We start from the raw sequence: 11,885 nt of genomic DNA on the forward strand, positions 1-11,885 counted from the left end.
GTGGGGTTTAGCGGCCCGCTTGCGGGTCGGGCGGCACATTGACGGTTGCCGGTCGCGTTGTTGAGAGCGTAACTTGTCAATACCGGTTCAAACGTGCCATCGGTGCCGGAATGTCGTCTCCGCCAAGCCTGCATGTCAGCCTGATCGCCATGCCCGAGGCCTCGGTTTCGGTGCTGTACGGGCTTTACGACCTGCTGAATGCCTTCCGCACCATGCAGGGCATCCTCGATTCGGCGACGAACTACCCGCCATTCGAGGTCGAGATCGTGGGCGAACAGGCCGGCGAGCAGCGTCTGGCCGGCGACACGCCGACCCATGTGCACCGTGCCATTGCGGACGTGACGACCACCGACATCATCATCGTGCCCGCCCTGGTCCTGGAGAAATGGCAGACTGGCCGTTATCCAACGCTGGTGACCTGGCTGAAGCAGCGATACGAGGACGGCGCGATCCTGTGTTCCGCCTGTTCCGGCATCTTCCTGCTGGCCGAGACCGGATTATTCGATGGCCGCCCGAGCACGATCCACTGGGTCTACAGCCGACATTTCCAGAAGGTGTTTCCCAATATTCCGCTCAGCCCGGAAAAGGCCCTGGTGGTGGCCGGCGATCGCGAGCAGTTCATCTCCTGCGGCGCCTCGATGTCGTGGCACGATCTGGGCCTCTACCTGATCGCGCGCCACGTCAACCCGTCCGCCGCCCAGGCGGTGGCGAAGTTTTTTGCCCTGCAATGGCATCGCGACGGGCTCGCACCCTTCATCGCCTTCGAAGGCCGGCGCGACCATGGCGACGCGGCCATCCTGACGGCGCAGACCTGGCTGGCGACGCATTATTCCGTGGCCGATCCCGTCGAGCAGATGGTGCGGCAATCGGGACTCGCCACGCGCACCTTCAAGCGCCGCTTCACCAATGCCACCGGCCATGCTCCGCTGGATTACGTGCAGCGCCTGCGCATCGAAGAGGCCAAGCGCCGGCTGGAACGCACCGGCGATTCGGTTGACGAGATTGGCTGGCAGGTTGGCTATGAGGAGCCGGCGTTTTTCCGCCGCCTGTTCAAGCGCGTCACCGGCCTGTCGCCCAGCAGCTACCGCCGGCAATTCCAGGTGCCCGACTATTCCGCGCGGGATACCGAGCCGAAGCGGGATTAGACGGGATCGGAATCGGCGTGCTCCGGATTGGTCCGCGCCGGCATTGACGTCACGGCGGTTTGCATCCGCCGCCGCGCGGACTAGATTGCGCCGAAGCATAGTTCCGGGAGGAAAATAAAATGGCAGCACCGATTCTGTTCCCCGCCACCCTGGCCGGCAGCCTGCCGAAACCCTTCTGGCTGGCCGAGACCAACAAGTTGTGGCCGCAATGGCAGCAGAGCGGCGAGGCGCTGGAAACCGCCAAGCGCGACGCCACTTTGCTGTGGATCAAGCGGCAGGAAGACGCGGGCCTGAGCGTGATCGGCGACGGCGAGATGTCGCGCCAGCATTTCGTGCACGGCTTTGTCGAGAATGTGGAGGGCATCGACCGCGCCCACAAGGTGGAGATCGGCATCCGCGCCGACCGCTACAAGGCGATGGTGCCACAGGTGGTGGGCGAGCTGAAACTGAAGGGCCGCGCCCATCCCTGGGAAGGCAGGTTCCTGCGCGAACATACCAGACTGCCGATCAAGTTCACCCTGCCCGGCCCGATGACCATCATGGACACGGTGGCCGACCGCCATTACGGCGACCGGGTGAAATGCGCCATGGCTTTTGCCGATCTGCTGAACCAGGAAGCCAAGGCACTGGAAGCCGAGGGCGTGGACATCATCCAGTTCGACGAGCCCGCTTTCAACGCCTATACGAAAGAGGCCGCCGGCTGGGGCATCGACGCGCTGCACCGCGCCATCGACGGCCTGAAGACCAAGACCGCCGTGCATATCTGCTATGGCTACGGCATCAAGGCCAATATCGACTGGAAACAGGGCCTGGGCAGCGAATGGCGCCAGTATGAGGATTTCTTCCCGGCACTGGCGAAAAGCCGCATCCACCAGGTCTCGCTGGAATGCTTCAATTCCCGCGTGCCGCCGCACCTGATGAAACTCCTTGAGGGCAAGGAGGTGATGGTGGGCGTGATCGATGTGGCGACCGATGCCATCGAGACGCCGCAGCAGATCGCCGAGACGATCAGGACGGCGATGCAGTATGTGCCCAAGGAACGCATCATCCCCTGCACCAATTGCGGCCTGGCCCCGCTGTCGCGCGAGGTGGCCATCGCCAAGGTGGCGGCGCTTGGGGCGGGCACCAGGCTGGCGCGCGAGATGTTCGGCTGAGACAGGCGATACCTCAGGAAACACGAAAAAGGCCCGGTCTTGTGACCGGGCCTTTCGCGGGCCACGCCCCGCTCACTTCGCCGGATTATTGGCGAAGTAGCTCGTCATCAGGTTCTTGTAGTCGGGGATATGGTCAGCCAGCAGCTTGGCCAGGCCTTCGATGTCATTGCGCCAGTCACGATGCAGCTCGCAGGCGACACCGAACCAGTTCATCAGCTGGGCGCCGGCCTGGCTCATACGGTTCCAGGCAGCCTGCTGGGCGATCTCGTTGAAGGTACCCGAAGCATCGGTCACCACGAAGACGTCGAAGTCTTCGGCGAGCGCCGAGAGTGCCGGGAATGCCACACAGACTTCAGTGACGACGCCGGCGATGATGAGCTGCTTGCGGCCCGTCGCCTTCACGGCTTTCACGAAGTCCTCGTTATCCCAGGCGTTGATGTTGCCCGGGCGGGCGATATAGGGCGCATCCGGGAACATCGCCTTCAGCTCCGGCATCAGCGGGCCGTTCGGACCGCTCTCGAAACTGGTCGTCAGGATGGTCGGCAGCTTGAAGAACTTGGCAAGATCGGCCACGGCCAGCACGTTGTTGCGGAACTTGTCGGGGTCGATGTCGCGCACCAGCGAGAGCAGGCCGGCCTGGTGATCCACCAGCAGGACAACGGCATTGTCCTTGTCGAGGCGGTTGTAGCTCTTCGGGGAGATGGTCTGGATGGTCATGATCGTGGGTCCTTGCGTGGAGGAGTGGGTTATCCGTCACCGGTGTCGTCCGGCGAGATGGAAGCTACTCGACACCATACGGCCCGATTAGACGGGTCGTTTCGGACTCACTGTCCGGTCAGGCCGAACAATCAAGGACGCGAAGATTTCTTCGTTTGGGCCGCTTTTTTGTGGATTCTCGCGCGGCCGGCACCCGATTTTGGCCCGGATGCCATCCAGGGCGGCGTGCCGGCGAAGGCCGCGGCCAGATGGTCGACGATGGCCCGCAGCTTGCGCGGCATGTGGCGGGTCGGTGGATAGACGGCGTAGATCCCATAGGATGTCGGCACGGCCTCGGGCAGAACCTCGATCAGCGCGCCGCCACGCAGGGCATCGGCGACGATAAAGCGCGGTAGCACGGTGATGCCCAGGCCGGCAATCGCCATGTCGCGCATCGCCTCGCCGTTATTGGCGACGAGGCGGCTGCGGGTTTCGACCACGCGCATATCGCCCCCGGCCTTGACCGGCTCGAACCGCCAGAGCCGGTCGGTATGCGTGTTGGCATAATCGATCGTGGCGTGATGGGAGAGATCCTCCACGCTTTTCGGCAGGCCATGCTGTTTTGCGTAAGCGGGACTGCAGCAGACCACACGCTCGCTCTCGCAGAGCTTGCGCGCCAGCAATGATGAATCGTCAAGATTCCCGATGCGCACGGCGAGATCGTAACCAGCCCCTATGATGTCGACGGCGCGATCGTCGAAATCCAGTGCGATCTCCAGTTCGGGATGGACTTTGGCAAAGCCGCTGATCATCGGCGTCAGATAGGCCACACCAAAACTGACCGGCGCCGTCATGCGCAGGCGGCCAGTCAGCGGCCCGTCCTTGGCAGCAGCGGCATCCACCGCCTCTTCCATACCCTGCACCAGCGGCAGCAGCGTCTCAAACAGTTCGGAGCCGCGCTCGGTGGGTGTCACGCTGCGCGTGGTTCGGCGCAGCAGTTCGACACCCAAGGCATTCTCAAGATTGCGCACGCGGTCGCTGACAACGGATTTGGACAGCGCCAGCCGCGCGGCGGCAGCGGTGAAGCCGCCGGCCTTCACCACTTCCAAGAAAGCGAGGATGTCCTCGTAGCGCTGGGTCATCGACAGAATCTAGACGAGCCGCGCGTAACGAAAAAGGCCCGGTCTTGCGACCGGGCCTTCTCATTATCAGTGCAGGACTGATGGGCTTTGGACTTAGAAGTCCATGCCACCCATGCCGCCCATGCCACCCATACCGCCGGGGGCGCCGGCCGGGGCCTTCGGCTCCGGCTTGTCGGCCACCATGGCTTCGGTGGTGATCAGCAGCGCGGCAACCGAAGCCGCACCCTGCAGGGCGACGCGCACGACCTTGGCCGGGTCGATCACGCCGGCCTTGACCAGGTCGACATACTCTTCGGTCTGGGCGTTGAAGCCCCAGTTGGTATCCTTCGACTCCAGCAGCTTGCCGGCAACCACGGCACCGTCGACACCGGCATTCTCGGCGATCTGACGGACCGGCGCCTGCAGGGCGCGACGGATGATCTCGACGCCATGCTTCTGGTCGCCGTTCTCAACCTTCACCTTGTCGATGGCGCGGGTGGCATAGAGCAGGGCGGTGCCGCCGCCCGGAACGATGCCTTCCTCGACCGCGGCGCGGGTGGCGTGCAGGGCGTCGTCAACGCGATCCTTGCGCTCCTTCACCTCGACCTCGGTGGCGCCGCCGACCTTGATGACGGCCACGCCGCCGGCCAGCTTGGCCAGACGCTCCTGCAGCTTCTCGCGGTCGTAGTCCGAGGAAGTCTCCTCGATCTGCGCCTTGATCTGCGCGCAGCGGGCGTCGATGTCCTTCTTCTTGCCGGCGCCGCCGACAATGGTGGTGTTCTCCTTGTCGATCGACACCTTCTTGGCGGTGCCCAGCATCTGCAGGGTGACCGACTCAAGCTTGATGCCCAAGTCTTCGGAGATGAGCTGGCCGCCGGTCAGGATGGCGATGTCTTCCAGCATGGCCTTGCGGCGGTCACCGAAGCCCGGCGCCTTCACGGCGGCAACCTTCAGGCCGCCGCGCAGCTTGTTGACCACCAGGGTGGCCAGGGCTTCGCCTTCCACGTCTTCCGCGATGATCAGCAGCGGACGGCCGGTCTGCACCACGGCTTCCAGAACCGGAAGCATGGCCTGCAGGCCCGACAGCTTCTTCTCATGCAACAGGATGTAGGGGTTTTCCATCTCGCAGAGCATCTTCTCTGCGTTGGTGATGAAATACGGCGACAGGTAGCCGCGGTCGAACTGCATGCCCTCGACGACGTCCAGCTCGGTCTCCAGGCTCTTGGCCTCTTCAACCGTGATGACGCCCTCGTTGCCAACCTTTTCCATCGCCTTGGCGATCATATTGCCGATTTCGGCATCGCCGTTGGCCGAGATGGTGCCGACCTGGGCGATTTCCTTGGCGCCGGCGATCTTCTTGGCGCGGGACTTCACGTCCTCGATCACCTTCTCGACCGCGAGGTCGATGCCGCGCTTCAGGTCCATCGGGTTCATGCCAGCGGCAACGGCCTTGGCGCCTTCGCGCACGATGGCCTGGGCCAGCACGGTGGCGGTGGTGGTGCCGTCGCCGGCCTGGTCATTGGCCTTGGAGGCGACTTCGCGCACCATCTGCGCGCCCATGTTCTCGAACTTGTCGGACAGCTCGATCTCCTTGGCGACGGTGACACCGTCCTTGGTGATGCGCGGAGCGCCGAACGACTTGTCGATCACGACGTTGCGGCCCTTCGGGCCCAGCGTCACTTTGACGGCATCGGCGAGGATGTCGACGCCACGCAGCATCTTGCCACGCGCATCGGCGCCGAACTTGACGTCTTTAGCAGCCATTGCTGTTTCTCCTTGGAATTAATCTGACTGTTTGCTTGAGGCAGCCGATCAGGCGGCCTTCTTCTTCGCGGCGGCGCCTTCCAGCACGCCCATGATGTCGGACTCCTTCATGATCAGGAGCTCTTCGCCATCGAGCTTCACCTCGGTGCCCGACCACTTGCCGAACAGCACGCGGTCGCCGACCTTCACATCCAGCGGCTGCACCTTGCCGTTCTCGTCGCGGGCACCCGGGCCGACGGCGATCACTTCGCCCTGCATCGGCTTTTCCTTGGCGGTATCCGGGATGATGATGCCGCCGGCGGTGCGCTCTTCTTCGGCAACGCGCTTCACCACCACGCGGTCATGCAGCGGACGAAACTTCATGCGATCCTCCTTGAGTGTTGTCGCATAGATCAGGGTCAGAATTTCATTCAACCTAGTAAAATCAACGCGTTATCGTTAATTTCACCCGGTTGTTAGCACTCTCGGTCGGAGAGCGCCAGACACTTAAGCAGCCCCGTCCCGTCCGTCAAGGAGGGCTGCCCGGATTCCGCCATAATTTTTCCATGGCCGCCCCGGGTGTTAACGCGTCCGGCCGGGGCGGCTAGCCTGCCGGGGCGACAGGACGGAGACCCGAGAAGGAGTGACGCCATGACCGCCGAGACCAGTCTGCCCTTCGCCGATCTCATGGGCCTGACCATCACCTCGGTCAGCCCCGACCGGGTGACCGCCGAACTGCCGGTGCGGGCCGATCTGTGCACCCGGCCGGCCGTGCTGCATGGCGGCGCGGTTATGGCCTTCGCCGACACGCTGGGCGCCGTGGCCACCATGGCCTGGCTGAAGGCCAATCTGGGCGAGGGCTGGGGCACCACCACGATCGAGAGCAAGACCAACTTCCTGGCCGCCATTCCGGCCGGCGAGACAGCCCATGCCGAATGCACGCCGATCCACCGCGGCCGCACCACCCAGGTCTGGCAGACGAAAATCAGCCGGGCCGACGGCAAGCTCGCCGCCATCGTGACGCAGACGCAGCTCGTGCTGGCGCCGCGCGCGTAAACGGATTATGCGGGACACATGACAATCACACTTGCCGACCTGCCCACGCCCTCGCTGATCCTCGACCGGCAAAGGCTGCTCAACAACATCGCCCGCATGCAGGGTCGCGCCCGCGACCTGGGCGTCACCCTGCGGCCGCATCTGAAGACGGCGAAATCGGCGATGGTGGCCGAACTGGCTGTCGGCAAGGGTGGCCCGCTCACCGTATCGACGCTGGCCGAGGCCGCCTATTTCGCCAAAGCCGGCTTCACCGACATCACCTATGCCGTGCCGATGGCGCCCGCGAAACTGCCGCAGGCGGCCGCCATCATGCGGGACGCGCCGGGCCTGAAGCTGATCACCGACAACCTGGACGTGGCACGGGCCATCGCCGAGCGGGGCCGCGCGCTGGGCGTGAGGTTTGCCGTGCTGATCAAGATCGATTGCGGCCTGGGCCGCGCCGGCATCGCGCCGGATTCCGATCTGCTGCTGCCGCTGGCGCAGGCGCTGTCGCAACCCGGCGCGATGCTCGCCGGCGTGCTGACCCATGCCGGCCACTCCTATCATGCGAAAAACATCCCCGAGATCGAGCGCATCGCCGAGGACGAACGCCAGGCCGTGCTGCTGGCGGCCTCGCGCCTGCGTGCGGCGGGGCATGACTGCGCCATCGTCTCGATCGGCTCGACGCCGACGGCGCTGTTTGCCAGGACTCTGGACGGCATCACCGAGATGCGGCCCGGCAATTTCGTGTTCTTCGACCTGTTCCAGGCCGGGCTTGGCTGCTGCGGCATGGAAGATATCGCGGTCAGCGTTCTGGCCAGCGTGGTGAGCCACCATCATGGCCGCAATCATCTGCTGATCGATGCCGGCGGACTTGCGCTCTCCAAGGATACCGGCGCCAACGAGCATGCGCCGGGCACGGGCTATGGCCGGGTCTGCCGGCCGGGCGATGCCCTGCCCCTGCCGGGCCTGGCCATCCATGATGTGCATCAGGAACATGGCCTGATCGGATCAATGCAGGGCCATGCTGTGGAATTTGCCGCCCACCCGCCGGGCAGCCGCCTGCGCGTGCTGCCCAACCATGTCTGCATGACGGGTGCAATGTATGACCGCTATCACGTGGTGGATGGCGGCCGCGATGCGGGCGGTAACCCCGCGGTGATCGCCGAATGGGATCGTGTGAACGGCTGGTAATCAAAAAGATGCGTTGCATCGCCGGTGCCTTTTCCGGTTGAGTCCTGGCAGGGGGACAATTCCCGGATGAACAATCCAGACCTGCCGATTGCCGGCCCGGCTGCCGGCGAGACTCTGTCCGAGGCCCTGCACGCCGCGGCGGCACCCCGCAGCCGGCTGCATGACCCCGTTCTGGGCAGTTTCCGCCAGGTTGTGCCGATCAATGCCGGCGTTACCCTGATCAATGCCAGCGCCCTGGCGCTGCTGCTGTCCAGCGCGGTGCCGGTCGAGTGGCTGGTTGCCTGGTGGCTGCTGCATTCCGTTCCCGCCATCTACATGCTTTTCCGCTGGCTCGCCCGGCCGCGCCGCGCCGCGCCTGCTGGCAATCGCCAGCGCATGCGCCGCTATGACACCGTCGCCGCCGCGATCTCGGGTGCGAGCTGGGGCGTTGCGGCGCTGTTCCTGCCGCTGTTGAGCGAACAGCAACAGTTGCTGGTGATCATGGTGGCCGCCGGCATGATCGCGGGGTCGGCCGCCACGCTGGCGGTCGTACCCAGTGCCGCCGCCACCTTCATGCTGCTCACCGCGGCGCCCTATATCGTGTTCTTCATCCAGCAGGGCACGCCGGTCAGCCTGGCCATGGCGGTGCTGTCGATCCTCTATGTCGGCGCCATGGTGCTGACCAACCGCATCGTCAACGGCGTGATCCGGCGCAATCGCCGGCTATACGAAGAGAACCGGGCGCTCTACGACCGCATCCGCGCCGCCCAGACCGAATTGCTGGACATCGCCGAGAGCACGGAGGCTTTCGCCTTCCTCGACGCCGAGGGCCAGTTGCTGCTGTGGAACCGCCGGCTGCCGGCCCTGCTGGGCCTGGATGAGTCGGCGCTGAAACGCGGCGCGCATTTCGAGGCCTTGCTGCGCCGGGCCGGCCTGCCCGACCTGCTGGCGACCAGCGAAATCGCCGGCGGCATGCTGCAGCTGCCGAACGGGCGCTGGGTGCAGGTGGAACGGCGCGCAACGCCGCAGGGCGACCACGCGCTGATCTTCAGCGACGAAACCGCGCAGCAGCAGGCCAGCGCGCAGTTGCAGGCGCAGAATGCAAGGCTGGAGGAACTGTTCCGCCAGGTGAGCCAGGCACGCGACGCCGCCCTGCGCGCCAGTCAGGCCAAGTCGATCTTCCTGGCCAACATGAGTCACGAGCTGCGCACGCCGCTGAATGCCATCATCGGCTTTTCCGACATCGTGCAGAAAAAGATGTTCGGCGCGACCTCGCCGAAATACGACGAATACCTGAACGACATCAATGGCAGCGCGCGGCATCTGCTGGCGGTGATCGACGACATCCTCGATCTGGCCCGCATCGAGGCCAACCAGATCGTGCTGCACGAAAGCGACGTGATGCTGGACGAGGAAATCCCGGTCTGCGCCCGCCTGGCGGCTTCGCATTACGGCCGCGCTGCCCATGCCGTGAGCGTGACCGTGCCCGACGGCCTGCTGCCCCTGCATGCCGATGCCCGCCTGATCCGCCAGATTCTGATCAACCTGATCGGCAACGCGCTGAAATTCTCGCCCAGCGGCATGACGGTGCAAGCCGGCGCCCGCCTGGACAGCGAGACCGGCGAGATCGTGCTCTGGGTGCAGGATCACGGCATCGGCATTGCGCCCCAGGATCAGGCCCGCATCTTCGATCCCTTCGAGCAGGCCGATACTCAGCTCAGCCGCAATTACGGCGGCGTCGGCCTGGGCCTGTCGCTGGTACGCGCCTTCGTGAAGGCTCATCAGGGCCGCATCGGCATCGACAGCGCGCCCGGCAAGGGCACCCTGATCACCGCAACCTTTCCGGCCGAACGCACCGGCAAGGCCTGATTCCCGGCCAAAGGCGCGGCAAATCCGCGCAAAGGACATAAAAAAGCGGTTACCGGCGCAGAGCGTGTTGGACGGCGGGCATGATTTACGGTTGATTGGGCCGCGAAATTTCCCAACCAGCCATGTCGCAGCCCTCCCCATATAACGCCCCCCGCGGCGCCTCTGCTGGCGGTTATGGCGGCGCGACCACCACACCCCTTGGCGCGGACGATGCCATGTCTGCGGCCGGCGCGCCGTTCCACAGCAGCTTCCAGATGGTGCTGCTGATCTATGCCGGCACCACGGTGGTGTTTCCCAGTGTGACCAGCCTTCTGCTGTGGCAGCAGACCCGGGCCGAATGGATTCCGGGTTGGTGGCTGCTGCACATGCTGGCGGTCGCGGTCATCGTGCTGGACTGGTTTGTGCGCGGTCGCCAGCGGCCCGAGGCGCCGCCGCGCTGGCAGCAGCCCTTCGATATCGTGGTGGCTGGCTTTTCCGGCCTGGTCTGGGGTGCCGCCGCGCTGGCCATGCCGCAGATGGATTCTTCCAGCCAGCTTCTGCTGGTGGCGGTGATCGCCGGCGTGATCGGCGGATCGGCGCCGGCGCTGGCGCTGATGCCGGCGGCCGGGGCTGCCTTCATCGGCAACGTGGCCTGGCCCTATGCCGTGTATTTCCTGCTGCAGGGCGGCGTGATCGGCTATGGCATGGGCGTGCTGATCGCCGGCTATGTGGCGGCGATGATCATCGCCAACCGCGTGCTGCATCGGGTGCTGCTGCGCAACTGGCGCCTGAGCGCGGAAAACACCGCATTGTACGAGCGCATCCGCCGCGCCCAGGACGAACTGCTCGATATCGCCGACAGCAGCGAGGCCTTTGTCTTTTTCGACGATCTGGGCCGCATCCTGCTGTGGAACAACCGATTCCCCCCGATGCTGGGCCTGAACGAGGTGGAGCTGCGGCGCGGCGATGCCCTGATGCCGCTGCTGCGGCGGGCCGGCATGCCCGGCGACCTGACCGACAGCCTGGAGGCCGAGCCGCCCGGTACCGCCGCGCGCCGCGCGGCCGGGCGGCCACTGCTGGAACTGCCGGGTCGCGGCTGGGTCCGCGCCAGCCTGCGCCGGCTGCCGCATGGCGACCGCGCCCTGATCCTGGTGGACGTCACCGACCAGCAGCAGGCCAGCGTGCAGCTGCAGGACCAGCATGCGAAGCTGGAGGAACTGCTGCGGGAAGTGAGCCAGACGCGGGACGCCGCGCTGCGCGCCAGCCAGGCCAAATCGATCTTCCTGGCCAACATGAGCCACGAGCTGCGCACGCCGCTGAACGCCATAATCGGCTTCTCGGACATCATCCGGCAGAAGATGTTCGGTACCGACTCGCCACGCTATGCCGAGTATATCGACGACATCTACAGCAGTGGCCGACACCTGCTGGCGGTGATCAATGACATCCTCGACCTGGCCCGCATCGAGGCCAACCAGATCGTGCTGCATGAGGGCCTGGTTGATCTCGGCGAGGAGATCGATACCAGCATCAGGCTGGCTGGCCGGCAGTTCGAACGCGCCGACGCCCTGATCAGCGCACAAATTCCGGCCGGCTTGCCGAACCTGCATGCCGATGCGCGGCTGGTGCGTCAGATCCTGATCAACCTGATCGGTAACGCGCTGAAGTTTTCGCCGCCCGGCGCCGCCGTCGAGGTCGGTGCCCGCCTGGACGGAGAGAATGGCGCCTTGTCGTTCTCGGTGCGCGATCACGGTATCGGCATCGCGCCACAGGATCAGAAGCGCATCTTCGACCCCTTCGAGCAGGCCGACAGCAAGCTGAGCCGCAGTTTCGGCGGCATCGGCCTGGGCCTGTCGCTGGTGCGTGCCTTCGTGCAGGCCCACCAGGGCCGCATCGACATCGACAGCGCGCCCGGCAAGGGCACGCTGATCACCGTGAGCTTTCCGCCCGAGCGCACGCGCCGGGAGTGA

General features: G+C 65.2%; 10 protein-coding genes. 6 read left to right on the forward strand and 4 right to left on the reverse strand.

Annotated elements, in window-relative coordinates; all coding sequences use genetic code 11:
- Window positions 1-110 precede the first annotated feature (110 nt).
- Window positions 111-1,145, forward strand: coding sequence for a GlxA family transcriptional regulator (locus ACK4FK_RS04300; protein WP_409741586.1), 1,035 nt, complete (start codon window positions 111-113; stop codon window positions 1,143-1,145).
- A gap of 119 nt (window positions 1,146-1,264) precedes the next feature.
- The gene (locus ACK4FK_RS04305; RefSeq protein ID WP_409741588.1) at window positions 1,265-2,299 is read left to right on the forward strand and encodes a methionine synthase; all 1,035 of its coding nucleotides are present in this window, start codon (window positions 1,265-1,267) and stop codon (window positions 2,297-2,299) included.
- A 72-nt stretch (window positions 2,300-2,371) separates the two neighbouring features.
- On the opposite strand, the gene ycaC is transcribed toward ACK4FK_RS04305, so the two are convergent.
- From ycaC to groES, 4 genes are all read right to left on the reverse strand, one after another.
- Window positions 2,372-3,016: an isochorismate family cysteine hydrolase YcaC gene (gene ycaC / locus ACK4FK_RS04310; RefSeq protein WP_409741591.1), complete on the reverse strand. Its 645-nt coding sequence runs from the start codon at window positions 3,014-3,016 to the stop codon at window positions 2,372-2,374.
- Between the two features lie 131 nt (window positions 3,017-3,147).
- Complete coding sequence (locus tag ACK4FK_RS04315) at window positions 3,148-4,137, reverse strand: LysR family transcriptional regulator (protein WP_409741594.1); 990 nt, start codon at window positions 4,135-4,137, stop codon at window positions 3,148-3,150.
- Window positions 4,138-4,230: 93 nt separating this feature from the next.
- The gene (gene groL / locus ACK4FK_RS04320; RefSeq protein WP_409741596.1) at window positions 4,231-5,880 is read right to left on the reverse strand and encodes a chaperonin GroEL; all 1,650 of its coding nucleotides are present in this window, start codon (window positions 5,878-5,880) and stop codon (window positions 4,231-4,233) included.
- A gap of 48 nt (window positions 5,881-5,928) precedes the next feature.
- A complete protein-coding gene (gene groES / locus ACK4FK_RS04325; protein ID WP_409741599.1) occupies window positions 5,929-6,243 on the reverse strand; it encodes a co-chaperone GroES in 315 nt (104 codons plus the stop codon).
- A gap of 267 nt (window positions 6,244-6,510) precedes the next feature.
- Here groES and ACK4FK_RS04330 point away from each other — a divergent pair, with 267 nt between their 5' ends.
- The 4 genes from ACK4FK_RS04330 to ACK4FK_RS04345 all read left to right on the forward strand — a co-directional run bounded on the left by ACK4FK_RS04330 (window position 6,511) and on the right by ACK4FK_RS04345 (window position 11,885).
- Window positions 6,511-6,915: a PaaI family thioesterase gene (locus ACK4FK_RS04330; protein ID WP_409741602.1), complete on the forward strand. Its 405-nt coding sequence runs from the start codon at window positions 6,511-6,513 to the stop codon at window positions 6,913-6,915.
- Between the two features lie 18 nt (window positions 6,916-6,933).
- Window positions 6,934-8,088: an alanine racemase gene (locus ACK4FK_RS04335; RefSeq protein ID WP_409741606.1), complete on the forward strand. Its 1,155-nt coding sequence runs from the start codon at window positions 6,934-6,936 to the stop codon at window positions 8,086-8,088.
- A 66-nt stretch (window positions 8,089-8,154) separates the two neighbouring features.
- Complete coding sequence (locus tag ACK4FK_RS04340; RefSeq protein WP_409741609.1) at window positions 8,155-9,936, forward strand: sensor histidine kinase; 1,782 nt, start codon at window positions 8,155-8,157, stop codon at window positions 9,934-9,936.
- Window positions 9,937-10,058: 122 nt separating this feature from the next.
- Window positions 10,059-11,885, forward strand: a complete 1,827-nt coding sequence (locus ACK4FK_RS04345) for an ATP-binding protein (RefSeq protein WP_409741612.1) — start codon at window positions 10,059-10,061, stop codon at window positions 11,883-11,885.

The sequence above is a fragment of the Ferrovibrio sp. genome, assembly GCF_046297895.1.
In the GTDB taxonomy this organism is placed as follows: Bacteria; Pseudomonadota; Alphaproteobacteria; order Ferrovibrionales; family Ferrovibrionaceae; genus Ferrovibrio.